Here is a 26,156-nt window from a genome sequence, read left to right on the forward strand (position 1 = left end):
CGCACCAGAGTGGTCTCATGGCTACCCGAACCGAGCGCAACATCGACCGTGTCCTCAGCGTGCACAGGCCGGTCGTGCTCGCCCACCTCCGCAGCATCCGTCGACTCCACCCCAACGCCTCGCCCGCCGAGCTGCTCGCCATCCTGGAGCGCCGCTACGTCACGGCGGTCACCACGGGAGGCGCCGCAGTCGGGGCCAGCTCGATGCTGCCGTTCGTCGGCACCGGGATCTCGCTCGGGCTCAGCGCCGTCGAGACCGCGGGCTTCCTCGAGACCACGGCGCTCTTCGCCCAGTCGGTCACCGAGGTGCACGGCATCGCGATCGAGGATCCCGACCGGGCCAGGGCGCTCGTCATGACGATGCTCATGGGCAAGGCGGGCAGCGACATGCTCAGGCAGATCGCGGGACAGGCCTCGGGAGGTGCGTCGAGGAACGCCTACTGGGGCCAGGTGGTCACGAGCAGCATGCCGCAGTTCGTGGTGGGTCCCGTGGCCGATCAGCTCAAGAAGGCCTTCCTCAAACGCTTCGCGGCCGGCCAGGGCGCCAACGTCGTGGGCCGCGCCATCCCGTTCGGCATCGGAGCGGCCATCGGCGGCGTCGGCAACCTCATGCTCGGCCGCACCGTGGTGAACAGCGCCCGCACGGCCTTCGGCGCGCCGCCGTTCGGCTTCCCCTCCGAGCTCGCGATCACCATGAAGCCCGCCAAGCCGGCGAAGGCGATCAAGGGCGAGAGCCGCCAGAAGGAGCTGAAGGCCCCGAAGTCCGGCAAGCGGCTGGCCCTGCCGGGGCGGCGCAAGGAGATCACCGAAGCGCCCGGGCCCCGCGACGGTTCCGACACGCAGGTGCCTGACATCCGCATCTGAACGCCGGGATTCACAGGCAAGTGGTAGCCTTGGGTTCGAGTGCGGCACATTCGCCCCCTCGCGCGAGCCGGATGGAGGGCAAGATGCGCATTCGCTCGACGCTCTCCCGCCTCGTCGCCCTGGTCGTCACCACGGCCGTGCTGCTCGGCACCGGTGCTGTCGCCGCCTCGGCCTCGGCCCTCGCGGGTGACGCCGATCCGCAGCCCACCCTCGCGCAGACCGGCTACGACTTCACGCCCATGCTCGTGGTCGCCGCGGTCTTCCTCGTGATCGCCGGTGTCACCGTGGTCGTGGCCAAGTACGCGGTCTCCCGCTCCTCCCACAGCTAGCCATCGAGCTCGGCGCCCTGCCGGTGACGGAGGGCCCTGCTCTACCGCTCGTCGGACTCGTCGGCGATGCCGTGCATCTCGTGCACGTCGACCGGTTCGTCCCTAGCGTGCAGTGACGCGTTGCGCGTCCACTCGGCCAGCAGCTTCTCGATGGCGCCGTGGAAGCGGCTCGTGGCCATGCCGGGCGTCGTGTCGCCGAAGTAGTGCTGCACCCACCGACCGAGCCGCACGCCCGCCGCGGAGTCGTGCGAGACCTGCTCGATCCTCGACCGCACGTCGGAGGCCTCCGAGGCGTCGAGCCACTCGCAGTCCGAGAGGTACCCGCCCGTGTCGATCTGGGCGTCGGGGGCCACGGGGCGCGTGATGAGCAGCGGCTTGCCCGTGGCGAGGCGGTCGTAGACCATGGCCGAGATGTCGACGATCGCCACATCCGCCACCGCGAGCTGCCAGCCGAGCTCCGCCCCGGTGTCGTGCACGTGCTGGGCCGAGGGATCGGCGCGGTTGGCCGCAGCGATGGCGGCCACGATGGCGCGGTCCGCAGCCCCATAAGCCGGGTCGAGCACGCCGCTCCGCGGATGCGGCCGGTAGATGAGGCGATGCGCGGGCGAGGAGAGCAGGTCGTTCACGAGGGCGACGCCGTGGCTCTCGATCGAACCGTAGGCGGCGGCCGAGCGGTCGCCCTCCCAGGTGGGGGCGTAGAGCACGACCGTGCGCTCGTCGGGCGTGTAGGGCGTGGCCTGCGAGTAGTGGTCGGCCTGCGGGCGGCCGATGGGCAGGGCGCGCTTGTCGAAGTCGTAGTCCCAGAGCACCCGCTGCAGTCGGGCGATGGCGGCGTCGCCCGCCACGAAGCTGTAGTCGTAGGCCTTGAACTGGTTCGTGGTCATGTACATCTTGTCGCTCTCGCCGTGATTGATGAACACGTGCCAGCGACGGCCGTACCTCATCATCTGGAAGTTGCGAGCGTTCTGGTTGACGTAGAGCACGATCTTGAGCTCGTGCTGCTCGAGGAAGTCCTCGAGATCGGCCACCTTGCGCACGTACGCCACGGGAACGGGAGACTCCTCGAGCAGCGCGCTCGTGCCGTCCGGGCTCCGGCTCAGGATCACCACGGGGTGCGTCTTCGCGAGCTCGGCGAGCGGGGCGTACCACTGCCGCATCTGGTAGATGTTCACGGCGCTGTCGGCGAAGTACACCGCGATCTCGAAGCGGCGGACGGGCAGCGGACCGCGATCCGCCAGCTGGGCGGCCAGTCGCGATCGCACGGCGCGCCCCGTGAAGAGGTCGCGGACGACCTTCAGACCCAGTTTCGCATCGCTCAGCACACCCACTCATCAAGGCTAACGAGGGGTGGGCGACGGCCCGTGCGGATCGGTGGGTGCCGGGCTCTTCTTTAGTCAATCGTGACCTTGGGGGTCGTGACCGACGCAGGGCGGATCAGACGATCGGCGGGCGTCCTGCCCGCGTCATCCGCAGCACCGTGCGCCACGACATCGGGCGCCGCTCCCCCGCATCCGCGCGCCAACCCTCGGCCCACCCGCCGAACCACGCCTTGAGCGCTGCGGGCCTGCGGGCCCAGCGCAGCACCTGGATGCCCGTCCAGCTGCCCACGTAGAGCGGCACGAGCACCGCGGGCAGGTTGCGCTTGGCCAGCCACACCCGATTGCGGGCGTTGAGCCGGTAGTAGTAGGCGTGTCTCGTGGGCTCGATGGCGGGGTGGTTAGCCACGAGCTCGCCCGCGTACCACGTGCGGAGGCCCTGATCCCACACCCGCCAGGCGAGCTCGATGCCCTCGTGCGCGTAGAAGAAAGGAGCCGCCCAGCCGCCCGTGCGGTCGAACACCGGGCGCGGCAGCAGCGTGGCGCCCTCCCAGACCGAGAACACGTCTCCCGACTCGTCGGGCTCGCCCTTGCGGATGCGGGGCACCCAGCGGCGCGGGTTCTCCCGTCCCTCCGGGTCGACCACACGCGGCTGCAGCAGCCCGATGCCGGGGTCGGCGCGCATCACGGCGATCGCATCGAGGAGGAACGTGGGCGACGGCAGGCTCGCGTCGTCGTCGAGGAAGAAGATCCACTCCCCCTGCACCGCCGCCGCCCCCTCGTTGCGGCCGGCGGGGATGCCGAGGTTCTCGGGCAGGGCGAGCGTGCGCACACCGGCGGGCAGCCCCTCGGGCACCCAGCCGTTGCCCACGCACACGATGTCGAGCTGCACACCCTGCTGGGCGAGCAGCGACTCCGCGGCCCGACGCAGATCCGCCGGGCGCGTGCCCTGCGTCAGCAGCACCGCGCCGACCGCAGGAAGCGCGGCACCGGGGAGGCCGGCGGACGGCCCCGCAGCTGGCCCGGAGCTCAGGAGCGCACCCGCTTCGACGCCATGATGGCCACGAAGTGCCCCACGAGCGCGAGCATCGAGAGCGGCACGAGGGCCACGAGCAGGATGCGGTCGGCCAGCACACCGCCCACGAACAGCCCCACCACGGCGAACGCGAAGACGAGCATCGTGAGCTCGACCGAGTGGTAGAGGCGGTGGAAGGGCACGAAGCGCGCCGCGCGCCGAAGCCGGGCCACGAGCGCCTGCGAGGGCTCAGACTCGCCCTGCTTGTCGGCCAGCTTGGTGAGCCCCGCATTGGCCCTCGCCACGTGCACCATGTCGTTGAGCGCCTTGTTGAGCACGATCACGAGGGCGAGCAGGAGGCCGAGGGTGGTCCAGAGGAAGTCCTCGGGCGCGTCGAACGGCAGGCCAGCCGCGCGCAGTCCGAGGGCGATCGGGATGAGCGACTCGGTCGTGTAGTGCCCCACCTTGTCGAGGAACACCCCCGCGGGCGAGGAGGTGCGCCGCCAGCGAGCGACCTCGCCGTCGCAGCAGTCGACGAGCATCTGCAACTGACCCAGGATGAGCGCGAGCGCTGCCCCGCCGATGCCGGGGATGAGCAGGGCGGCGGCCGTGGCCCAGCCCGTGAGGATCATGAGGCCCGTCACGCCGTTGGCCGAGATGGAGGTCTTGAGCAGCACCCAGGTGACGTAGGGCGAGAGCCTGCGCAGGTAGAGCGACGCTGTCCAGTGCTCGGCGTTGCGGCGACCGCGCACCTCGGGCGGCTGGGCGACGGCCTTCAGCTCGGCGATCGACGAAGGGCGACCGGATGGTGATTGTGGCACTGTCACCTTCCCGTGTGCGCGGTGATGTTCTTCGTCAGCGTGAGGAAACCGAGGATGAATCCCAGCCCCCAGCTGAAATGGATGCAGGGCAAGACTATGAGAAACAGCGCACCCGTGCGACCGCCCGCCTGCCGCCAGGCGCCCACGGAGGCCGCGATCACGAAGAGCGCGTAGACGACGGGCACGATGAAGCCGAGCAGCAGCCAGGGGGCGGCGGCCCCACCCGACGCGGCCACGAAGATGCCCGCGATCCCCACCAGCAGGCCGATCAGCACGAGGGCCACGGTGATGGGGGGCACGAAGTACTTGAGGGCGTTGGCGGTGAAGAAGCGCCGCGCGAGCTCGCCGCGCCAGAGGCCCGTGGAGAAGAACTGGCGCACGAGGCGCTCGAGCGAGGGCCTCGGCCGGTAGGTCACCACGAGGCGAGGGGTGAACCACACCACGCCGCCCTCGGCGCGCAGGCGGCGGTTGAGCTCCCAGTCCTGGCCGCGCCGGATCTCCTCGTTGAAGAGGCCCACCTTCGTGAGCCACTCGCGCTGGAAGACGCCGAGGTAGACGGTCTCGGCCGGGCCCTCCTCGCCGCCCACGTGGTGCGCGCCGCCGCCGAGGCCCGCCTTGGAGCCGTAGGCGATGGCGACGGCCGTCTCGAACGGCGTGGTGCCCTCGGCCTTCATGATGCCGCCCACGTTGGCGGCGCCCGTGCGAAGCATCGCCTCCACCGCGATGCGGGTGTACTCGCGCGGCAGCAGGGAGTGGGCGTCGACACGCACCACGATCGGGTACTTGGAGGCGAGGATGGCCACGTTGAGGCCGGAGGGCGTGGATCCGGTGGGGTTCTCGATCACCCGGATGCGCGGATCGACCGCCGAGAGCCGCTGCACGAGCTCGGTGGTGCCGTCGATCGACGGGCCGAGCGCCACGATCACGTCGAACGGGCCCTCGTAGTCCTGGTCGAGCAGGCTCGCGATGGCGGCCTCGACGTGCACGACCTCGTTGAGCACCGGCATCACGTAGGAGACGCCGGGTGTGGCCTCGGTGTTCCGGTCAGTCATCGCATCCGCTCGTCGTGTCGTGGCCCGCACGCAGAAGGGCTGGTGGGCCGCCGTCGCTGAGCGACGACGAGCCTACCAGCCCCTGGCCCGGCGACTCCTGGTCGCCGGCCTCTGCGTGCTGTCGAGCCTAGGAGGCGAGCTCCCCGAGGGTGACCGAGACGGTGTCGGACGAGTCACCGCGCGTGTACGTGAGCTCGGCCTCGCCACCGGCCGGGAGCGTGCGCACGAGGGCGGTGAGGTCGGTGGAGTTCGAGACCGGGAGGCCGTCGAACTCGGTCACGATGTCGCCCTCCTTGAGGCCCGCGGCCTCGGCGGCTCCGCCGGGGCTCACCGTCTGGATCTGGGCACCCGCCGTGGTGGCGCCGTCGGCGGCGCTCGCGTTGCCGACCGTGGCGCCGAGGAGGCCGTGGCTGGCCGATCCGTTCGCGATGATCTCGTCGGAGACACGCTTCACGAGGTTGGACGGGATGGAGAAGCCCACGCCGATGCTGCCCGCGGTGCCCGAGCTCGAGCCCGCGCTGGCGATCGCCACGTTGATGCCGATGAGCTTGCCCTCGGAGTCGAGCAGGGCGCCACCCGAGTTGCCGGGGTTGATGGCGGCGTCGGTCTGGATGACCGAGAGCGAGATCGTCGACTGCTGGGTGCTGGGCGCCTGCTCCTGCTGCTGCGACTCGCCGTTGCCGTCGGGGAGGTCGAAGTTCCAGAAGTCGTACGGGCCCTGCTGGCCGGGGTCGGTCTCGTCGGGCACGTTCTCGCTCTGCGAGTCGGGCACGGCCGAGGAGGCCACCGTGATGCTGCGGTTGAGCGCGCTCACGATGCCGTCGGTCACCGTGCCGGCGAGGCCGAGGGGTGCTCCGATGGCGATCGTGGTGTCGCCCACGTTGAGCTCGGAGGAGTCGGCGAACTCGATGGGGGTGAGCCCGCTCGCGTCGGTGAGCTTGATCACGGCGAGGTCGGCGACCGGGTCGGTGCCCACGATGGTGCCCACGAAGAGGCGCCCGTCGTCGGTCTGCACCTGGATGGTGGGGGTCGAGGCGGCACCGTCGAGGGTGACGACGTGGGTGTTGGTCACCACGTAGCCGTCCTCGCTGAGGATGACACCGGATCCGGTGCCCGCTCCGGCGTCGCTCGAGACCGAGATGGTGACGACCGAGGGCGAGGCCTTGGCGGCGACCGCGGTGACCTGCGTGGCGTCGTCCGGGTCGTTGACCGTGATGCTCGAGGGGCTCGACGCGGTGCTGGAGGAGCCTCCACCGCTCTGGTTCGTGACCCAGGCGGTGACGCCGGCACCCGAGGCGCCGCCGATGAGGGCACCGATGGCGAGGGCGGCCACGAGGGCCACGCCGCCGCGGCGCTTCTTGGGCTTGGGGGCGCGGGCCTGGTCGGTGTGGGCACCGGAGGCCGCGTACATGGCGGAGTTGAAGGTGGGGTCGGGCACGGCGCCGTAGGCGGTGCCGCCCTGGGTGGGGGTGCCGAAGGAGCCGTTGCCGTAGTTCGCGGTCTGCGCCGCGTAGGGCTGCGTGGGCTGCGCCTGGGCGGGCTGCTGCTGCGTGGGCTGGGCCTGGGTGGGCTGGGCCTGCGCCGGCTGCTGCGTACCGTACGGCTGCGTCGGCTGGTGGCCTGTCGCCTGGCTCGCGGTGGACTGCTGGCCGTAGGGCTGGGCGGGGGCCTGCTGCTGCGGGTAGCTCGGGGTCTGCGAGTACGGCTGCGTGGGCTGGGTGTACTGCGGGGTGGTCGGCGCGGTCGGCTGCTCTGCCTGCACCGGGGGCACCACGGGCGGAACGACGGCGGTGGTGGCGTCGTGTGCCGGAGTGGTCGGGGCCACCGGGGTGGTGGGGGTGCCCGATGCGGTCGGGGCGGCCGGAGTGGTGGGGGCGACCGGAGTGGCGGGGGTCGCGGGGGCGGCCGGGGTGCTGCCCTCGACCGGGGTGCTGCTCTCGGCCGGAATGCCCTCGGAGTTCTCGGGGTTCTCGGTGCGGTCTGACATGTGTGCTCCTTCCAAGCACTCGCAAGCTTCGTCACCCAAGCTGGGCGTTCTCTATGGACCGCCTGTACGCCGACTGCCGTCTGCATAAGACCACGCCATCAACAGGTGTTCGGAGCGGGCGCTAGGTTGGAGGGATGACCATCAGCGGACCCTGGCAGCGCACCGCCCGGGGTGCAGGACTCCTCGCGCCGGACGGCCGCATCGCCTCCACCATCTTCGCCGAGATGAGCGCCCTCGCCCACGCGACGGGCGCCATCAACCTCGGCCAGGGATTCCCCGACGAAGACGGCCCCGCCGAGGTGCTCGAAGCCGCCCGCCGTGCGATCGCCGACGGGGTCAACCAGTACCCGCCCGGCACCGGCATGCCCGTGCTGCGCCAGGCGATCGCCGCCCACCAGCGGCGGTTCTACGGTCTCTCCGTCGATCCCGACCGCGAGGTGCTCGTCACGGCCGGCGCCACCGAGGCCCTCGCGGCCACCATCCTCGCGCTCGTCGACGAGGGCGACGAGGTCGTGACCCTCGAGCCGTTCTACGACGCCTACGGCGGCCTCATCGCCCTCGCCCGCGGTGTCCACCGCACGGTGCCGCTCCGGCTCCCCGGCTTCCTGCCCGACCACGAGGAGCTCCGCCGCGCGGTCACCGACCGCACCAAGGTCATCCTCATCAACAACCCGCACAACCCCACGGGCACCGTGCTCCCCCGCGAGACCCTCGAGCTCATCGTCGAGCTCGCCCACGAGCACGACGCCGTGATCGTGACCGACGAGGTCTACGAGCACCTCGTCTTCGGTGTGCAGCACATCCCCGTCGCCACGCTGCCCGGCGCCCGCGAGCGCACGGTCACGATCTCTTCGGCCGGCAAGACCTTCAGCACAACCGGGTGGAAGATCGGCTGGATCGTCTCCACCCCCGAGCTCGTCACGGCCGTGCTCACCGTCAAGCAGTTCCTCACCTACGTCAACGGGGCACCGTTCCAGCCCGCCGTGGCGGTGGGGCTCGGCCTCCCCGACTCCTACTTCCACGACGCGGCGGCGACGCTGCAGGGCAAGCGCGATGTGCTCGCCCAGGGCCTCGAGAAGGCGGGCTTCGAGGTCACCGTGCCGAACGGCACCTACTTCGTGGTGGCGGATGCGGCCCCGCTCGGCTACCGCGACGCGGCGACGCTCTGCCGGCGACTGCCCGAGCTCGCGGGGGTCGTCGGGGTGCCGATCAGCGCCTTCTGCAGCGATGAGCACGCCGGCGACTACGCGAGCCTCGTGCGCTTCGCGTTCTGCAAGAAGGTCGACGTGCTCGAGCGCGCCGCGGCGCAGCTGGCCCGACTCGGCCGCTAGTCGCGGGGCTGTTCAGCTGCTCATCTGGCGCAGCCGCCGGTCGCCCGGGCTCGGCCGCTAGTCGCGGGGCGTCACCGTGAAGCGCCGCAGGGCGAGCGCGGGGTTCACCCGGCGCACCTCGTCGATGCGCGCAGGCTCCACCCACGCCACCGCCACGTCCTCCCGCTCGCCGAGCGAGGCGATCGTGACGCCCATCGGGTCGACCACGAGACTCGATCCCACGCCGATCGGCGGAGTGTGGTCGGCCGCCGCCACGTAGACGGTGTTCTCAAGGGCCCTCGCGGTGACGAGGCTCCGCCAGTGGTGCTCCTTGAGAGGACCGCGCACCCACTCCGCCGGCACCGCCAGCAGGTCGGCGCCCACGTCGACGAGCCGCCTGGAGACCTCGGGGAAGCGGATGTCGTAGCAGGTCTGCATGCCCACCGTCACGCCCTCGATCGAGAAGGTCTCGGGATCCTCGATCCGCCCGGCCTCGACCCAGTCGCTCTCGCGGGCGCCGAACGCGTCGTAGAGGTGCAGCTTGCTGTAGCGCGCCACCACGCCCTCGCCGGGGGCGACCGCCACGAGCACGTTGGCGAAGCGCTGCGGATCGTCGGCGGTGGCCGTGAGACCCGCGATGAGGTGCACGTCGAGCTCATCCGCGAGAGCCGCGAGCGCCGTCACGAAGGGGCCGTCGATCGGCTCGGCGTGCTGCACGAGCGCGGGGCCGAGCGGATCGGCGAAGTAGGACGAGTACTCGGGGAAGACCACGAGCGAGGCGCCCCTGGCGACCGCCGCGCGGGCCAGCCGGGCGATAACTGCGAGGTTGGCGGCCTTGTCGTCGCCGGGGGCGAACTGGGCGACACCCACGCCGAAGCCGAGGGACGCGGCATCCGTCACCGTCATGGTCTCGTAGCCCGTCTCGGTGCTCGCCTCGTTGCTCGCCTCGGTGCTCGTCTCGGTGCCGCCGGTCATGAGAGCCTCGCCATCGCCTTGATGGCTCGCCGTTCGTCCATCGCCGCGTAGGCCTCCGGGAGGTTCTCGAACTCCACCTCGAGGTCGAACACGCGGCCGGGCTCGATGACCCCGGCGAGCACGTCGCCGAGCAGCTCGGGGATGTACCGGCGCACAGGAGCGATGCCACCGGCGAGGCCGACGTTGTTGCTGAAGGCGATGCCCACCGGGAACTCCACGCCGTGCGGTACACCCACGAACCCCACGCGGGAGCCGGGGCGGGCGATGGCGAAGGCGGTGTTGACCGACTCGCCGGTTCCCACGCACTCGAGCGTCGCATCCGTTCCGATGCCGCCGGTGAGCTCGAGGACCGCGCCCACCGCATCCTCGCCCCGGTGCTCCACGATGTCGGTGGCGCCGAAGGCCGTGGCGACGGCCTGGCGGGCGGGGTTGCGGCTGAGGGCGATGATGCGCTCGGCACCGAGACGGCGCGCGGCGAGCACTCCCGAGAGGCCCACGGCGCCGTCGCCGACGACGGCGACCACCGAGCCGGGAACGACTCCCGCGCTCACGGCGGCGTGGTGGCCGGTGCCCGTGACGTCGGTGAGGGCGAGGAGATGGGGCAGGAGGGCGTCGGAGGGTCGGCCGCCCGGCACCTTCACGAGGGTGCCGGCGGCGTGGGGCACACGCACGAGCTCGCCCTGACCACCGTCGACGCCGCGCGAGGCGAAGACTCCGCCGTGGATGCAGGAGGTGGGCACGCCGGCCACGCAGTGCACGCATGTGCCGTCGCTGTAGGTGAAGGGGGAGATCACGAAGTCGCCGACGGCGAGGCCTGCCGCGTCGGTGCCTGCTGCCTCTGGGCCGAGCTCTTCGACCACGCCCACGAACTCGTGGCCGATGCGGGTGCCGGCCTTCCGTGCGGTGTCGCCGCGGTAGTACCAGAGGTCGGAACCGCAGACGCACGTGGCGACCACGCGCACGATGGCGTCGGTGGGGTTCTCGATCCGCGGGTCGGGGACGTCTTCCATCGTCACGGAGTAGGTGTCGTTGAAGACGAGTGCACGCATGCGGCCAGCCTACCCGCGGGCCGCCAGCACGAGTCGGGAGTAGCCGGGGATGAGGGTGCCGCGCTGGGCCCTCCGCTCCGTGACCTGGAGCGGGGTGCGTGCCTCGGCGTCGAGCACGGCGTTGAGCACGAGGTCGATCTGGGCCATGGCGAGCGGGGCGCCGAGGCAGAAGTGGGCGCCGGCCCCGAACCAGAGCTGCTTGAGGGAGGCCGCGGGGTTACCGACGGGGTCGAAGGGGGGCGGGGTGTCTCCGGGCGGGCGGGGCGTTCTGCGGCCGGCCTTGCCGTGGCTCATCGATCGGGCCGCACGGCGGCTCACCGGTTGGCCCGCCCTGCGGTTGGCCAGGAAGGTGGCGAGCACCAGGCGGTCGCCCTCGTGCACCTGCACCCCGCCCACACGCGCCTCGGCGGCGACGCTCCGCAGCATCACGGGCGAGGGGGTCGTGACGCGCAGGCCCTCCGCGATGGCGGGCTGCAGCAGGGTGCGGTCGGCGGCGAGCCGGGCGAGCCAGCCGGTGTCGGCGAGGATCGCGATCATGCGCGGCAGGTACGAGACGAGGGTCTCGGTGCCCGTGAGCACGAAGGCGCCGACAGCGCCCATCGCCTCGTCCTCGCTGAGGCCGAGGGCGCGCATGCGGCCGGGCACCGTGTCGTCGCCGGCGCGGTACGCGGTGCGGGCGTGGCGGGTAAGGTCGTCGAGCACCTCGCGGGCCTGGTGCACCTGAGCGGGTGTGAAGCGCGGGCGGGAGAGCCGCACGAAGCCCGTCACGGCCGAGACGCGCGCGAAGAGCTCCGCGCCCATCACGTCTCGTTCGAGCCCCACGAGCCGGCTGATCACCTGGCCGGCGGATTCGCGCACCTCCGCCACCACGTCCACCCGCTCCCCCGCCGCGAGGCGCTCGGTGAGCGCCGCCATCGAGGCGCCGATGGTGCGGCGGGTGAGCTCCTCCACGTACGCGGGGGCGAAGAGCGGACCGAGCAGGCGGCGGAGCGCCAGGTGGTCCGCCCCCTCCATGTTGAGCAGCACCGAGGGGCCGAGGATCGGGGTCCAGAGGTCGGCGGAGGCACCGGGGCCCGTCTTGGTGAAGCGCGTGGTGTCGAGCAGCACGTCACGGAGCACCGTCGCATCCGTCACCACCACGCCCACGCGCGGGATGCGCTGCGCCGGTCGCCGCAACCGGGAGAGCAGCGGGTAGACGAGCGGATGCGCCGCCCGCTGCACACGCTCCTCCCACCAGTGCTCGGCACCGCGCGGCACTTGCTCACTGGTTTGCCCACCAGCGTGCCCGTCCGTGGGCGGCTGGGCGGTCACAGGCGCACCACCATGGCGCCGAGCGAGATGCCGCCCGCGAGGCCCACGAGACCCACGAGGCTCCCCGGGCCGATCGTGCCCTCGGCGAGCGCGAGCTCGAGCTGCAGGGGCAAGGTGGTGCTCGCGAGGTTGCCGTGCTCAGCGACCGTCACCACTGTGCGGGCGGGGTCGAGCCCCAGCACGTCGACGATGGTCTCGTGGTAGGCGAGGGCCGCCTGGTGCACGGCCACGAAGTCGAGCTCGGCGATCCGGAACCCGAGCGAACCGAGCGTCTGCTCCACGAGCCCCACGCCGAGGTCGGCGAAGGCGCGCTGTAGGGCGCCGCCGTCCATGTCGAAGTAGCTGCCGCCGATGGCGTGCGGGTTCACCGAGCCGCCCGTCGGCAGCGTGCCCACGGCCCAGTGCTCGGAGCGTGCCACGAACCGACTGCCGAGAATGCCGGGCGCCAGGTCCCCCTCGCCCGCCGGCCCACGCTCGCCCGCGGGGTCGCCCTTATCCGCCCGCGCCGGTCCTCCCTCGCCTGCCCGCGCCGGTCCGCCAATGCCCGCGGGTCCGCCCTCGCCCGAATGTCCGGAGCGCTCCAGGATGACGGCGGCGCCCGCATCGCTCATGGTGTAGCCCGCGAACGAGCGCAGGAACTGCTCCTGGCTGTCGAGCTTCCACCGCACCGCGTGCGAGGGCTGCTCGCCGCTCACGATGAGCACGCGCCGGTACTGCCCGGTGGCGATGAGCGCTTCACCCACCTGCATGGCGTTGATCACGCTGTTGCAGGCGTTCTTCACGTCCATCACGGGGCAGTCGAGGCCCAGCTTGGCCGAGACGATGTGGCTCGTGGCGGGCTCGATGAGATCCTGGCTGGCCGAGGCGAAGATCAGCAGGTCGATCGGGCCAGGTGAGCGCTCCAGCGCCGTGCGGGCCGCGGCGGCTGCGAGGTCGGAGGTCTGCCACCCCTCGGGGCGCACGTGCACGTTCTGCACACCCGTGAGCCGAGCGACGAGGCCCGTCGCGAGGGCGAGGTCGGGGTTCTCGGTGCGCAGCCGTCGCTCGGTCTCGGCGGTCGAACGGGTCTCAGGCGGCAGATACGACGCGACAGCGGCGAGCCGGGCACGGTGCAGCATCCCATCCCCCTCCCCTGATCGTGTTCATCCCTGCGGTCGATCCCATCATGCCCGCCATGCCCCCCGAGGCATGCACCCCTGTTTCGGGCAACACCCGCCTGCCGCCTCACCCGCCTCGGGCATCACTGCGGTGGGCGTCACCCGTCCCACGCTTCACCAGTCTCAGGCATCACCCGCCTCAATGATCACCGGTGTCACGCATCACCCGTGTCGGGAATCACCAGCGTTCTGCGCCACCGACGGCAGGCGTCACCTGTGGCAGGCGTCACCCGGTGGCTGGCGTCACCCGCCAGGCGCGACCGGTGGCAGGCGTCACCCGCCAGGCGCGACCGGTGGCAGGCGTCACCCGCCAGGCGCGACCGGCTGCAGGCGTCACCCGCCAGGCGCGACCGGCTGCAGGCGTCACCCGCCAGGCGCGACCGGCTGCAGGCGTCACCCGCCAGGCGCGACCGGCTGCAGGCGTCACCCGGTGGCTTGCCCACCCGTCGCCGGTCCGACCCGTGGCCGTGTCGCCCCTCAGGCAGCACCCGGCTGACGCGTCACGCGGGGTCTCGGACGATTCGGCGGACTTTGGCGGTGGGGTCGGGCGCGATCCACGGGTCGAAGACGATGGCGGCATGGCATCCCGCACGCTCCATCAGCGCGGTGAGCGCGCCGTGCACCCGGGGCTCCGCCTCGGCGGCGGGATCGCGCAGCGACACGTGCAGGTCGACACCGCGCTGACGGATGCGCCAATCGGCATACGCGTCGGAGCTCACGGCCATGGTCTGGCGCACCACATCGGGGAACAGCTCCACCAGGCTCCGGCCACTCGTGTGCGGCAGCACGAGCACTGCATCCGCCCGCCCGTCGACCGCGGCGAGCACCGCCGCGACGCGCCCGCACGGGCAGGGCGGCGCCGCGGGGTCGATCCGCAGCACGTCGTCGAGACGGTAGCGGGCGATGATCTGCGTGCGCCGGTCGAAGTCGGTCACCACGGGGGTGAAGCGGGTGTGTGCCGCATCGAGCCACTCCCGCTCCACGTGCACCGACTCCTCGTTGAGGTGCAGCGATCCGTGGGCGCACGAGATGGCGAGCAGCCCCTCGGTCGCCTGGTACACCTGGCGCGGCGGGGTGCCCCACGCCGCCCCGATCGCGTCGGCGACAGCGGGTTCGAGCACCTCGGCCACCGAGATCACGAGCCGCGGACGCATGCGCAGGTCGCCTCGCCTGGTGCGCTCGGCGAGCGCCTCCAGCACCGAGGCGGGCGCCACCACGATGTCGGGCCCCACCCCCTTCGCGGCGCGCCGGTCGAGGTCGGCGACGTGCGTCTCGAGCGGCTCGGTGAGGTCGTGGAAGGTGAAGCGGATGCGCGAGCTCGCCACCGACTCGTACAGGTTGCCGCCCGCACGCAGGAAGAACGCGATGCGCACGGGCGGGCTCCAGAACCGCAGCAGCTCCCCCACACTGCGGCGGTCGAGCACGCGGGCGAGGATGGTGCCGGCCCACAGCATGCGTTCGCGCGGACTCACGAGGAAGGCGCCGCGGCGACCGCTCGTGCCGCTCGAGAGGCCCACGGTGAGATCGCCTGCCACGAGCGGTGCGAAGTCGCGGGTGCGCTCGGCCTCGAGCGCCACCCCCAGCGCGTCGGCGAGCCGCACCCCGCGCGTGTTGAGCGCGTCGAACTGCGCGAGCAGCGTCCCCTTGTCGACGACGGGCAGCCCCTCGAGCCGTCCCGTGTCGAGGTCGGCGTAGAAGGGGGCACGGCGGATGCGCTTCAGAAAGCGAGCGAGACGGCGACGCTGCCACGCCTCGAACTGCCCCCGCGACCGGAAGCGGTACCCCCAGCGCGCCCGCACGAACCTCGCGAGCAGCACACCCACGAGCACACGTTCGTTCCAGGAGCGCCCCACCCGGCCATGCTAGAGCCCCGAGCCCTCCGCCCCTCCGCTCCCCCGCCCCGAGTCGCGCCGAAGTGTCCCCATACAACCCCGAAGCCCCCACATGACGACACTTACCCGCGACTCAACGATGAGGTGCCGCAGCGAGGGCGGGAGTGGGGTGAGGCAAGGGTGGGGTGCGGGGGCGTGGGGTGGGGTGGGGTCGAAGCCAAGGCGGTTGGCGTGGGGCGAGGGCTAGGGCGGGCGCGGGATGGGCGAGGGCGAGAGCGGTGGGTGGCTTCTAGAATGGCGGGATGGCGGCGATCATCGGACATGTGCTGCCGCTGGGGCTCGGGGTGGCCCTCAGTTCGGTGCCGATCGTCGTGATGGTGCTCATCCTGCTGTCGCCTCGCGGCCGGTGGTCGGGCCTCGCCTACCTCATCGGCGCGGTGGTCGGCCTCGCGGGCCTCACGGTGCTGTTCACCGCCATCGCCTCCCTGCTGCCCCCTCCTCCCACCGCCGAGCAGAGCCCGCTCTTCGGCGGCATCGAGCTCGGGATCGGCGCCGCCCTGCTGCTCTTGGCCGTCATCCGCCTGGTGCGCGTCCTGCGCACCCGGAGAACGCGCCGCTCGGCTGCGGCGCCGCGGCGATCCCCTCTCGACGATCTCGCCACTCTCGACGACGCTCCCCCGCCCGGTGCTACGCAGCGGTGGATGAATCGGGTGTCGGCTCTCGGGCCGGTGCCGAGTCTCGGGGTCGGGTTCGTGCTCATGCTCCGACCGAAGAACCTGCTGCTGACCGTGGCGGCCGGCGTCTCGATCGCGGCCGGAGCCGTGCCGTTCGCCGAGACGGTCGTGGCCATCGCGATCTTCGTGGTGCTCGGGATCTCGACCATCGCGGCGCCCATCATCTTCGCGCTGGCCGATCCGGCCCGCACCCAGCGCCCGCTCGAGGAGATCCGCGTGTGGATCGACCGCAACAGCGCGACCGTCACCACTCTCGTGCTCCTCGTGCTCGGCACCGTCATCATCGGCAGCGGCCTGACCCGTTTCTGACCGGGCCCGGCCGCCGCCGACAACGACGACGACGAGAACGACGACGACGACGACGACCAGCCTTACGAGAAGTCGCGGATGAAGCGCTCCAGCTCGAGCCGGCCGGTGCTGCCCGGGGCCACGACATCGGACAACCGCAGCACAGTGAGGCCGCTGTAGGCAGGCGCGGCCCTTGAGAAAGCGTTGCGGATGTGCAGCCAGCCGACGGCGCTCGCCGTCCCCACGGCCCCGAGGTTGCCCGCGAGCGCGTTCTCCCCCTTGAGCGTGACTCCGGCGCGCCGGGCCGAGTCTCCCACCCACGCCACGAGCGAGGCCGCATCCGAATACGCGTGCGCCGTACCGTCCCACTCCCGCCCGTCAGGCATCTCGAGAGCGGTGAAGTGCAGCGCGACCTCGTGCGTGGGCGACACGCCGTCGCCGTGGGCTTCGAGATCGTTCACAAGCGCCATCAGCGGATCGTACCCGTGGCCCGTCGACGCCGACGTGTACGCCTGGTCGGTGTGCACGAGACCGGCCGCGATCTCGGGCACCCGCTGCATCGGGCTCGTCGCCATCGTCTGCCAGTGCACTCCCGGGATCTTGAGCCCGAGCGGCACACCGGCGAACTCCTCGTCGAATGCCCCGATGGCCCGCTCCATCACCGAGCGGCCGTGCGAGAGCAGGCTCTCGCTGTACCACCGCGTGAAGTCGCGCCCGTAGGCGATCGAGCGGTAGGAGCCCGAGGTGATGAAGCGGTCGTGATCGGTGGGCGGCGAGATCATGCTGTAGGTGAGCCCGGGGATGCCCCAGGCACTCGACACCCCGGCCACGGAGCCGTAGAGCGCCACCGCCCAGTCGGCGAACGCCCGCACGGCGGCCTGCGAGTAGCTCTGGAACGTGCCGCGGCGCGGGTAGCCCGCCGGGTCGCCCGCGACCATCGAGTCGTGCTTGGCGTACGAGGGATAGCGCAGCTCCCCGGCCGGGCCGGTGCCGACGGTGATCTCCTGGATGCGGTCGGTGTAGTCGGTGGCACCCGAGCTGTAGTGCTGCTCGAACGCGTTCATGAACTCCTGCTGCTGCAGCAGCGTGCGGTCGACGCCCGTGCCCCACGGCGCGGGCGACTCACGATTGACGTTGCCGTACTCGCTCACGTAGTGGTTCTCGACCGCCACGGGCGAACTGCAGCCCGCGACACCGCAGACCGTGAGCGGCTCCCACACGAAGCTCGGCACGGGGATGTCGCAGTCGTCGCCCACGTTGCTCTTGCACTCGTGGAACGACATGAGCGGCACGAGGTCGAGCCCGGCCGAGGTGATGGCCGCGAAGGCCTTGTCGTAATACGACCAGTCGTAGACGCCGCGGGAGGGCTCGGCCACACCCCACCAGACATCGATGGCCACGGCGTCGACGCCCTGCGAGGCGGCCAGGGAGAGTGACGAGGTGAAGGCCCGCCACTCCGGCCCCGAGCTGGCCCAGTCGTCGACCCAGAGCGGCGCCATCACGTTGACGGTGTCGGCGGCGCCCGTGGTGGCCGAGGCCGGAGGCGACGAGACGGGGGCGAGAGTAGCGAGACCGATGAGGCCCGCGACGACGGAGGCGGTGACCGCAGCGACCCTGCTGCGGGAGAGGAGAATTGTCATCCCCACACAGTAGGTTCGCGCGGTCACCGCCTCGCCTGAGTACTTCCCACCTACGTCTCGGTGGGATCCGATCTACTCCCGGTCGGACACCGCCGCAGCGGGCCGGCGGAGGCGCAGCACCGTCAGCGCGATACCGGCGGCCAGCACGAGCCCCGCGAGCGGGAGCACGTTCAGCACACCCTCACCCGAGACACCCGTCGCCGCGAGGGACGGGTCGTCCGCCGACCCCGCCGGGCCGGGTGTGGCGGTCGGCGTCGGAGTGGGCGTCGGAGTCGACGGCACCTCGGGCGCCACGCCGTTGATGGCCGAGGTGTCGTTGGCCAGCGATCCCGTGACCGAGGCGATCGCCCCGATCATGATGCCGAGGGCCTCCTGGTTGACGTTCGTGATGTCGTCGCCCGCCGTGTGGTAGTTCGGATCCTGGATGATGCCCTCGGTGCCTCCGAACAGGGCGACCTGCTCGGCGGTCTTCACGTCGTCGGCGCCGGTGAAGAGACCGGATGCCGGAACGTCGTACGTGATGAACGGGTCGTAGTCGCTGCGGCCGTCGAACGCCGTGTCGATCCACGGCTGCCCCTTGGCGTCGAAGTAGTCGGTGAACGCCGCCTCGGTGGCGACGGAGCCCTCGGGCACCTCCACAGGGGCCTCGTAGGTCGACTGGTCGGCGTCGTAGACGCTGATGACGTAGTTCGGCGACGCGACCATGTCGAAGTTGAGGTACGTCGCGATCTCCTCGAGCTCCTCCGGGGCGTTCGCGGCCAGATCCTCGACGTAGTAGGTCGAACCGACGAGTCCGACCTCCTCGGCACCCCACCAGGCGAAGCGCACCTGGTTGTTGAGCTCACCGGATGCAGCGAGCTGCACCGCGGTCTCGAGGATGGCGGCCGATCCCGAGCCGTTGTCGTTGATGCCGGCGCCCTCGGGGACGGAGTCGAGGTGCGCACCCACCATGACGGTGTTGGTGGCGTCACCCGTGGGCGTCTCGGCGATGATGTTGAAGGTGTCGATGGAGGTGGTCGTCTCCTGCAGCTGCAGGTCGACCGTCTCCGGGCCCTCCGCGAGAGCGGCCACGACGGCCTGCCCCTCGGCCTGCGTGAGGCCGACCGCCGGGATGAACTCCGGCTGCTGCTCGCCGAGGGTTCCGTTGAGCGGGCCCTCCTCGTTGTTGTACACGAGCACCGCCAGGGCGCCGGCCTCGGCCGCCGCCAGATCCTTCTCGGTGAACGAGCAGATGCCTCGACTCACCACGGCGACCTTGCCCGTGGCGTCGACGTCGCCCCACTCCTCGGCGCTGCAGCCGGTGGCGGTGGCGGGTGCCACGAGCTCGGCGTCCACGATGCCGGCGTCGGGCGTGCTGGTCGTGCCCTCCATGGGGATGCGGTCTCCGTCGACCGTGTCGAGATCCTGCGTGGTGCCGAGCAGGGTGAGGGAGAACGCGTCGATCACCTGCGAGGTGGCCTGGAACTCCTGCCGCACGGGCGTGTAGCCCGCGGCCGTGAGCACCTCCTCGATGTAGGCGCCGCTCGCATCGTAGCCCGAGGTGCCGATGGCGCGGTTGCCATCGTTCTCGTCGGCGATCGCCTGGAACGCCTCGAGGTGGGCGTAGACGTTGCCCACCGTCACCCGCCCCTCGAGCTCGGCCGGGTCGACCACGGCGAAGGCCGGTGCGCCGGCGCCGATCGCGGCGACCACCACCCCCGAGCCGATGCCGAAGGCTGCGAGTCTGCGTTGACTTCTCTTCACGTGGTGCTCCCCTTGTTGCGTGAACGTTTGTGGAAGGCTACCCCCCAAGAGGGGGCGAGGCGCAAGCACTTGCGCAACTGGTTACATGACGGAAACAGCGACGTAGACTCCGGACATGGACGACGACCCCACGAAGATGGGCAACCAGCCCTCGCTCACCACATCGAGCGGCACGGTCTGGATCGTGACGGGCGGTCTGACCGCCGCCATCTCGATCGTGCTGCTGTTCGCGCTGCAGCAGGTGGACTCCAGTGGGATCGCGCTGGCCGGCATCGTGGTGCTCGTGCTCGTCTACCTCGCCATGGTGGAGGTGCGGCTGCTCGTGCGCGGGCTGCGGCTGCGGCTCGTGCTGCTGGCGATCGGCTTCGGGCTGCTCACGGCCGCCGCGCTCGTGTTCGTCATGATCATCGCCGCCTCCCAGATCGTGTAAGCGGATTGTGTAGCCGGATTGTGTAACAATTTGGCATGGCCTCCCTGCTCCCCGTGCTCGCCGTGCTGCTCGCCGCCGTGTGCTTCGGCACGACAGGCACGGCGCAGGCCTTCGGCCCGGCGGATGCGTCGGCCGGCTCGATCGGTGCCGCCCGCATCCTGATCGGCGGCGGACTGCTGGCCGCCATCGCCCTCGTGGGCGTGCTGCGGGCCCGCCGGAGCGGACGGTCGCACCCAGCTCTCGTGAACACGGCGGAGGCTCGACGCAGCGGCCCCCTCGGCCGCCTCCCCTCCCCCGTGCTCGTGCTCATCGGCGGCCTCGGGGTGCTCGCCTACCAGCCCGCCTTCTTCCTCGGCACCGCCCAGAACGGCGTCGCCGTCGGCACGGTCGTGGCTCTCGGCTCCGCCCCCGTCATCACGGGCCTGCTCGACGGGATCCTGCACCGCCGCTTCCCCGGCCGCCGCTGGCTCCTCGCCACGGCCATCGCCACCGTCGGCGTCGTGCTCATGAGCGGGCTCCCCGCCGAGTGGCTCGGCGACGGCGCACCGGTGGCGGTCAGCCTCCCCGGCCTCCTCGCCTCCGTGGGCGCCGGCGCCTCCTACGCCGTCTACACCATCGCCGCCAAGGGTCTGCTCGAGCGCGGCTGGGCCCCCACGGCCTCGATGGGCGCCGTCTTCGGCACCGCCGCTCTCTTCAGCATCCCTGTGCTGCTCACGACCGACACGGCCTGGCTCGCCACCGCCGACGGTCTCGCGCTCGCGCTCTGGCTCGGCGTGGTCACCACGGCCGTCGCCTACGTGCTCTTCGGCTGGGGCCTCGCACGCCTCCCCGCGTCGACCGTCTCCACGCTCACCCTCGCCGAACCGCTCACGGCCACCCTGCTCGGCACCCTCGTGCTCGGCGAGACCCTCGGCGCCCTCTCGGCGGCCGGCCTCGTGGTGCTCGCGATCGGTCTCGTCGTGCTCGCTGCACGCCGGCGCGGGTCCGTCGAGCGATCCGTCGAGCGCGGCGGATCGCTCCTGCCGCGACCCTAGGGCTCGCGCACCACCAGAGCGTGCTCGAGCGCCACCCACGGCAGCATCGCGCACTTGATGCGTGTCACGTAGCGCGAGACCCCGCTGAGAGCGACCGCGTCGCCCAGCAGCTCCTCGTCGCCCTCGAGGGCTCCCTTGGACTGCATGAGCTCGCGGAACGCGTCGATCCGGCGCGTGAGCTCGGGCTCGGGCAGCTCGTGCACGAGGTCGGCGAGCACCGAGGCGGAGGCCTGCGAGATCGAGCAGCCCTGACCCTCCCAGCTGATCGACTCCACCATCATCGGGTCCGTGCCCTCCGCGGATCGGTGGACCCGCAGCGTCACCTCGTCGCCGCAGGTGGGGTTGACCTGGTGCGACTCGCCCGCGGCGCCGTCGCGCAGGCCGAAGCCGTGCTTCTCCTTGGCGTGGTCGAGGATGACCTGCTGGTAGAGCGTCTCGAGCTCGCGCGAGGCCATCAGGCCACCCTGAAGAACGCGCGGGTCTCGGCCACCGCGGCGACCGCGGCGTCGATGTCGGCCGTCGTGTTGTAGAGGTAGGCGCTCGCGCGAGTGGTGGCCGTCACGCCGTAGCGGCGGTGCACGGGCTGGGCGCAGTGGTGGCCGACGCGCACGGCGATGCCGCGGTCGTCGAGCAGCTGGCCCACGTCGTGCGCGTGCACACCGTCGACCACGAAGCTCGCGAGACCGACGCGCTCCGCGACGGAGGGCCCAGGGCCGAGGATGCGCACGCCATCGAGAGCCGAGAGGCCCTCGTGCAGGCGCAGGCCGAGCTCGGCCTCCCACGCCTCGATGCGCTCCATGCCCACCTCGTCGAGGTAGTCGAGGGCGGCGGCCAGCGCGATGGCCTGCGAGATGCGCTGGGTTCCCGCCTCGAAGCGCAGCGGCGCCGGGAGGTACTCGGACTCGGTGAGCCCCACCGTCGTGATCATCGATCCGCCGGTGAGGAAGGGCGGCAGCGCGTTGAGCAGCTCCGAGCGGCCGTAGAGCACGCCGATGCCGGTGGGGGCGAGCATCTTGTGGCCCGAGAACACCGCGAAGTCCACGTCGAGCGCGCGCAGGTCGAGCGGCAGGTGGGGGGCAGACTGGCAGGCGTCGAGCACCACGAGAGCGTGCTGCGCGTGGGCGAGCTCCACGAGGCGGGCGACGGGATTCACAGCCCCGAGCACGTTGCTCACGTGCGAGAAGGCCACGAGGCGCGTGCGCTCACCGATCACCGCGGCCGCGTCGTCGAGGTCGATCCGCCCGTCGTCGGTGAGGCCGATCACGCGGAGGGTGGCTCCCGTGCGGAGTGCGAGCTCCTGCCACGGCACGAGGTTGGCGTGGTGCTCGAGCTCGGTCGTCACGATCTCGTCGCCCGGGCCGATCCTGAACCGCTCGGCGGCCTCGCCGCCGCGGCCGAGCGAGGCGTTGGAGATGCCGTAGGCGATGAGGTTGATGCCCTCGGTGGCGTTCGAGGTCCACACGATCTCGTCGTCACCGACCCCCACGAACCGCGCCACCCGCTCGCGCGCCGCCTCGAACACCTCGGTGGCCTCCCCGGCCAGTGTGTGGGCGCCGCGGTGCACGGCGGCGTTCGTGGTCTCGTAGTACGCGCGCTCCACGTCGATCACGCTGCGGGGCTTCTGCGAGGTGGCCCCGGAGTCGAGGTAGATGAGCGGTTCACCGTTGACCGTGCGCCCGAGGAGGGGGAAGTCCGACCGCAGGCGGAGCGCCTCGGCGTCGTCGAACGGGCGATCGGCGTGCGCCGTGGGAGTGGAGGTCATCGGGATCGTCACAAGGCTTACAACCCTACCGGCCCGCCCACCATTCCTCCCGGCCCGACGGGGGCTCACGGCACCCGTTCGGGGGGTGTCTCGTCTCCATGCGCGGTTCACGCGGTCGCCGCGCGTCGTTCACGCCCCGTTGGTGAAGCGGGAATGGGCTGGAACCACTACGCCCCGCTCGGGTCGGAGCCGCACACATCTCATCGGGGATCATCATGACCACACCTCCACGCTCCGGCCTGAGGAGGCGCGCTCCTCTCGCGCTCTCGGCCGCTCTGCTCGTCGCGGCGAGCATCAGCGTTCCCGCCACCGCCTTCGCCGCAGGCGACGACCTCGCCTCGAACGGTGGGGCGCAGCGCAACAACGGCGACAAGATCGAGTTCCTCCGCGACTCCATCGTCGACGGCCCCGCCAAGAACGTCATCCTGCTGATCGGTGACGGCATGGGCGACTCCGAGATCACGATCGCCCGCAACTACGCCTACGGCGCGGCCGGCGAACTGCCCGGCATCGACGCCCTGCCGCTGACCGGCCAGTACACCACCTACTCCCTCTACCGCGACGGCGCGAACAAGGGCAAGCCCGACGCCGTTCCGGACTCGGCAGCCACCGGCTCGGCCTGGGCCACCGGCACCAAGACCTTCGACAACGCCATCTCGGTCGACATCGACAGCGCCCCCCAGGACACGCTCATCGAGATCGCGCGGGCCAACGGCCTGAAGACCGGCAACGTGTCGACCTCCGAGATCCAGGATGCGACCCCGGCCGTGCAGGTCGCCCACGTCGATGCGCGCAGCTGCTACGGCCCCGACAGCGCCTCCTGCGGCGAAGACGCCCTCGCAGCGGGCGGCCTCGGCTCGATCAGCGAGCAGCTGCTCGACACCAGGGCCGACGTCACCCTCGGTGGCGGCGCCACGAGCTTCGGCCAGACGGCCAAGGCCGGCCAGTGGAACGGACAGACCCTCTTCGCCCAGGCGGAGGATCGCGGCTACCAGCTCGTCGACGACGGCGCCTCGCTCGCCGCCGTGACGACCGCCGACCAGGCCCAGCCCGTGCTCGGCCTCTTCACCCCCGGCAACTTCCCCACGCGCTACGCTCCCTCCGTCGCGACCGTCGGCGGCGCCGACCTCCCCGCGGTCACGTGCGAGCCGAACCCGGATCGCCTCAGCACCGACCTGTCGCTGTCGTCGCTCACCACCAAGGCGATCGATCTGCTGAACACCGGCGAGGAGGGCTTCTTCCTCCAGGTCGAGGGCGCCTCGATCGACAAGCAGGACCACGCGGCGAACGCGTGCGGCCAGATCGGCGAGACCATCGACCTCGATGAGGCCGTGCAGGCCGCCCTCGCGTTCGCGGAGCAGGACGGCAACACGCTCGTGATCGTGACCGCCGACCACGCGCACACCAGCCAGATCGTCGACTCCACGCCGCCCACCAGCCTGAGCACCGCGCTCACCACGGCCGACGGCACCACCATGAAGGTCTCCTACGGAACCGCAGCTCTCGGCGGCTCGCAGCAGCACACCGGATCGCAGCTCCGCATCGCCGGCTACGGCCCCGGTGCCGCGCAGGTCGTTGGCCTCACGGACCAGACGGACAACTTCTTCACGATGGCGGACGCGCTCGAGCTCGAGCGCGACACCGACGTCTTCAGTGCAGACGCCACCGCGACGATCAGCCCCACCACCGTGCAGCCCGGCGGAGACCTCGCGCTCGACGCCTCCGGCTTCGGTGGAGACCGTCAGATCGAGGCCGTCGTGCAGGGCTCCGCTGAGAGCCTCGGCAGCAACGACCTGATCAACGGCGCCACCCGCTACGAGTTCACCGCTCCCACCGAGGTGGGCGCGTACACGGTCACCCTCACGGGTCGCCAGAGCGGCAAGGCCGTCGAGGTCGGCTTCACGGTCGCCGAGGATGCCCCGCCCACCACGCCCACGCCATCGCCCACCGCGACGACCCCGCCGGTGCCCGCGCCCGGTGCTGACGGAACCGACTCCGGTTCGACCGGCGGATCCGGCTCCTCTGTGCTGGGTTCGACCGGTGCCGTCGTGGCCCCGATCCTCACCCTCGGCGCGCTGCTGCTCGCGGCAGGAGCTCTCCTGTTCCTCCGCCAGCGTCGTCGCCACCAGCACACCGCGTAACCCCCGGTAGCGGCCACCCAGGCCGCCACCACGCAGAAGGCCCGGTCACGACGACCGGGCCTTCTCGCGTGCGCGCACCGATCGGGTGCGCTCCGGCATTGTCAGCGGAAGTCGGCGAGCTGCTGTTCCACGGGGATGGTGCCCTCTATGACGACGTCACCCGTATGGGCTGTGGTCACCGTCTCGATGAGCACGATCTCGACCTCCTCCTCGGCGATGGGGTTGTGCTGCACGCCCCGCGGCACCACGTAGAACTGGCCGGGCGTGAGCACGACCTCTTCGTCGTCGGGGAGCTGGATGCGGAGCCGGCCCGAGACCACGAAGAACATCTCGTCCTCGGCGTCGTGGGCGTGCCAGACCAGCTCGCCGAGCAGCTTCGCGACCTTCACGTACTGGTCGTTCACCTGCGCCACGACTCGCGGAGTCCAGTGCGCGTGCACCTCTCGGAGTTCTGCGGCGATGTCGATTCCCTGAAGAGCAGTCATGGTGCAATTCTCGACCATCAGCCGGCGGATGCGGTCCGTTCTGCGCCCGAGCGGCCGACCCGGTAGGGTCGGTCACACGACGCCCGGCCCCCGCGTCCCCGCGAGATGCGTGTGCGCATCCGCTGGTTCGGACGGCGAGAGGCTCATGGTGGCGACTGAGGCGGGCAGAGGTGCCGACGGGCCGACGTCGTCGCGCTCGGACGAACTGCACGCCGGCTTCCTGACGTTCCTCCCGGTCGATGGGGCGTCGGTGTCGGTCGTGACCGCGGCAGGCAATGGTTCCACGGTGTCGTCGAGTGATGCACTGGCCACCCGGATCGAGCAGCTGCACTACGACCTCGGGGAGGGCCCGCACCACCGCGCCCTGGAGTCGGGGAAGCCGGTGCTGGTGCCCGACGTGCGATCGGCCGATCAGAGCCAGTGGCCGATGTTCGGGCACGCGGTGATGGACACCGCCGCGAAGGCCCTGTTCTCGTTCCCCTTGCGTATCGGCGCGGCGACCGTGGGAGTCGTCGATCTCTACCGCCTCTCCCCCGGCGGGCTGTCCGATCTCGATGTGGCCCATGCGGCTCTTCTCGCCGGAGCGGTCGCAGGGAAGGCCGCCGTGCACGCGGCGGTCGATGCGCAGGGTGACGGGCGGCAGGATTCGCCGCTCGTGGCGGGTACGCGGCGGCACGTTCACCAGGCGACCGGCATGGTGTCCGTGCAGCTCGACACGTCGATGACGAACGCGCTCGCCCGGCTTCGCGCTGAGGCCTACGTGAGCGGGCGCAGCCTGGACGACCTGGCGCGCGACGTGGTGGCGAGGGTCATCGATTTCACCGAACCGAACGGATGACGGGACAGGGACGATGCGGAAGAGACTGGACGAAAGAGGACGAT

Annotated in this window: 23 protein-coding genes; 8 read left to right on the forward strand and 15 right to left on the reverse strand. The window is 71.4% G+C overall.

Annotated features, from left to right (window positions below):
* Positions 1-17: 17 nt before the first annotated feature.
* The gene (locus tag ACEXQC_RS04665) at positions 18-863 is read left to right on the forward strand and encodes a hypothetical protein (protein WP_374818989.1); all 846 of its coding nucleotides are present in this window, start codon (positions 18-20) and stop codon (positions 861-863) included.
* Between the two features lie 83 nt (positions 864-946).
* Complete coding sequence (locus tag ACEXQC_RS04670) at positions 947-1,192, forward strand: hypothetical protein (RefSeq protein ID WP_374818991.1); 246 nt, start codon at positions 947-949, stop codon at positions 1,190-1,192.
* Positions 1,193-1,233: 41 nt separating this feature from the next.
* Here ACEXQC_RS04670 and ACEXQC_RS04675 read toward each other — a convergent pair whose 3' ends face one another.
* From ACEXQC_RS04675 to ACEXQC_RS04695, 5 genes are all read right to left on the reverse strand, one after another.
* Positions 1,234-2,520 (reverse strand): CDP-glycerol glycerophosphotransferase family protein, encoded by a 1,287-nt coding sequence (locus tag ACEXQC_RS04675; protein WP_374818994.1) that lies wholly within the window; start codon positions 2,518-2,520, stop codon positions 1,234-1,236.
* Between the two features lie 106 nt (positions 2,521-2,626).
* Positions 2,627-3,472, reverse strand: a complete 846-nt coding sequence (locus tag ACEXQC_RS04680) for a glycosyltransferase family 2 protein (RefSeq protein WP_374818995.1) — start codon at positions 3,470-3,472, stop codon at positions 2,627-2,629.
* A 65-nt stretch (positions 3,473-3,537) separates the two neighbouring features.
* Positions 3,538-4,344, reverse strand: coding sequence for a CDP-alcohol phosphatidyltransferase family protein (locus ACEXQC_RS04685; RefSeq protein WP_374818997.1), 807 nt, complete (start codon positions 4,342-4,344; stop codon positions 3,538-3,540).
* Between the two features lie 2 nt (positions 4,345-4,346).
* Positions 4,347-5,396, reverse strand: a complete 1,050-nt coding sequence (locus ACEXQC_RS04690; RefSeq protein WP_374818999.1) for a glycosyltransferase family 2 protein — start codon at positions 5,394-5,396, stop codon at positions 4,347-4,349.
* A gap of 127 nt (positions 5,397-5,523) precedes the next feature.
* Positions 5,524-7,383 (reverse strand): S1C family serine protease, encoded by a 1,860-nt coding sequence (locus ACEXQC_RS04695; RefSeq protein WP_374819001.1) that lies wholly within the window; start codon positions 7,381-7,383, stop codon positions 5,524-5,526.
* Between the two features lie 134 nt (positions 7,384-7,517).
* On the opposite strand from ACEXQC_RS04695, the gene ACEXQC_RS04700 reads away from it, so the two are divergent.
* Entirely contained in the window at positions 7,518-8,714 is a 1,197-nt protein-coding gene (locus tag ACEXQC_RS04700) for a pyridoxal phosphate-dependent aminotransferase (RefSeq protein ID WP_374819004.1), read from the forward strand.
* A 57-nt stretch (positions 8,715-8,771) separates the two neighbouring features.
* Here the strand turns inward: ACEXQC_RS04700 and ACEXQC_RS04705 are convergent, their stop codons facing one another.
* The 5 genes from ACEXQC_RS04705 to ACEXQC_RS04725 form a co-directional block, all read right to left on the reverse strand.
* Positions 8,772-9,599 (reverse strand): carbon-nitrogen hydrolase family protein, encoded by an 828-nt coding sequence (locus ACEXQC_RS04705; protein WP_374820121.1) that lies wholly within the window; start codon positions 9,597-9,599, stop codon positions 8,772-8,774.
* A gap of 65 nt (positions 9,600-9,664) precedes the next feature.
* A complete protein-coding gene (locus tag ACEXQC_RS04710) occupies positions 9,665-10,717 on the reverse strand; it encodes a zinc-binding dehydrogenase (RefSeq protein WP_374819006.1) in 1,053 nt (350 codons plus the stop codon).
* 9 nt (positions 10,718-10,726) lie between these two features.
* Positions 10,727-11,974, reverse strand: a complete 1,248-nt coding sequence (locus ACEXQC_RS04715; protein WP_374819008.1) for a cytochrome P450 — start codon at positions 11,972-11,974, stop codon at positions 10,727-10,729.
* Positions 11,975-12,024: 50 nt separating this feature from the next.
* A complete protein-coding gene (locus ACEXQC_RS04720; protein WP_374819010.1) occupies positions 12,025-13,146 on the reverse strand; it encodes a 3-oxoacyl-ACP synthase III family protein in 1,122 nt (373 codons plus the stop codon).
* 539 nt (positions 13,147-13,685) lie between these two features.
* Positions 13,686-15,038: a F390 synthetase-related protein gene (locus ACEXQC_RS04725; protein WP_374819012.1), complete on the reverse strand. Its 1,353-nt coding sequence runs from the start codon at positions 15,036-15,038 to the stop codon at positions 13,686-13,688.
* A gap of 281 nt (positions 15,039-15,319) precedes the next feature.
* On the opposite strand from ACEXQC_RS04725, the gene ACEXQC_RS04730 reads away from it, so the two are divergent.
* Positions 15,320-16,060, forward strand: a complete 741-nt coding sequence (locus ACEXQC_RS04730; protein ID WP_374819014.1) for a GAP family protein — start codon at positions 15,320-15,322, stop codon at positions 16,058-16,060.
* A 62-nt stretch (positions 16,061-16,122) separates the two neighbouring features.
* On the opposite strand, the gene ACEXQC_RS04735 is transcribed toward ACEXQC_RS04730, so the two are convergent.
* Complete coding sequence (locus ACEXQC_RS04735) at positions 16,123-17,679, reverse strand: family 14 glycosylhydrolase (RefSeq protein WP_374819016.1); 1,557 nt, start codon at positions 17,677-17,679, stop codon at positions 16,123-16,125.
* A 72-nt stretch (positions 17,680-17,751) separates the two neighbouring features.
* A complete protein-coding gene (locus tag ACEXQC_RS04740) occupies positions 17,752-19,422 on the reverse strand; it encodes a M28 family peptidase (RefSeq protein WP_374819018.1) in 1,671 nt (556 codons plus the stop codon).
* A 115-nt stretch (positions 19,423-19,537) separates the two neighbouring features.
* Here ACEXQC_RS04740 and ACEXQC_RS04745 point away from each other — a divergent pair, with 115 nt between their 5' ends.
* Complete coding sequence (locus ACEXQC_RS04745; RefSeq protein ID WP_374819020.1) at positions 19,538-19,852, forward strand: hypothetical protein; 315 nt, start codon at positions 19,538-19,540, stop codon at positions 19,850-19,852.
* 35 nt (positions 19,853-19,887) lie between these two features.
* The gene (locus ACEXQC_RS04750; RefSeq protein ID WP_374819022.1) at positions 19,888-20,886 is read left to right on the forward strand and encodes a DMT family transporter; all 999 of its coding nucleotides are present in this window, start codon (positions 19,888-19,890) and stop codon (positions 20,884-20,886) included.
* Here the strand turns inward: ACEXQC_RS04750 and sufU are convergent.
* On the reverse strand, positions 20,883-21,341 hold the full coding sequence (gene sufU, locus ACEXQC_RS04755; RefSeq protein WP_374819024.1) for a Fe-S cluster assembly sulfur transfer protein SufU: 459 nt from the start codon (positions 21,339-21,341) through the stop codon (positions 20,883-20,885). The two genes, ACEXQC_RS04750 and sufU, sit on opposite strands and share 4 nt — an antisense overlap.
* Positions 21,341-22,648 carry an aminotransferase class V-fold PLP-dependent enzyme gene (locus ACEXQC_RS04760; protein ID WP_374819026.1) on the reverse strand — a complete coding sequence of 436 codons (1,308 nt, stop codon included), beginning with the start codon at positions 22,646-22,648 and terminating at the stop codon, positions 21,341-21,343. The genes sufU and ACEXQC_RS04760 overlap by 1 nt, the downstream gene beginning before the upstream one ends.
* 215 nt (positions 22,649-22,863) lie before the next feature.
* Here ACEXQC_RS04760 and phoA point away from each other — a divergent pair, with 215 nt between their 5' ends.
* Positions 22,864-24,789, forward strand: coding sequence for an alkaline phosphatase (gene phoA, locus ACEXQC_RS04765; protein ID WP_374819028.1), 1,926 nt, complete (start codon positions 22,864-22,866; stop codon positions 24,787-24,789).
* A 101-nt stretch (positions 24,790-24,890) separates the two neighbouring features.
* Here phoA and ACEXQC_RS04770 read toward each other — a convergent pair whose 3' ends face one another.
* Positions 24,891-25,274, reverse strand: coding sequence for a cupin domain-containing protein (locus tag ACEXQC_RS04770; RefSeq protein ID WP_374819031.1), 384 nt, complete (start codon positions 25,272-25,274; stop codon positions 24,891-24,893).
* A gap of 145 nt (positions 25,275-25,419) precedes the next feature.
* Between ACEXQC_RS04770 and ACEXQC_RS04775 the strand changes: the two genes are divergently transcribed.
* Entirely contained in the window at positions 25,420-26,112 is a 693-nt protein-coding gene (locus tag ACEXQC_RS04775; protein WP_374819034.1) for a GAF and ANTAR domain-containing protein, read from the forward strand.
* Positions 26,113-26,156: the final 44 nt, after the last annotated feature.

It is taken from the genome of Herbiconiux liukaitaii (genome assembly GCF_041927495.1).
In the GTDB taxonomy this organism is placed as follows: domain Bacteria; phylum Actinomycetota; class Actinomycetes; order Actinomycetales; family Microbacteriaceae; genus Herbiconiux; species Herbiconiux liukaitaii.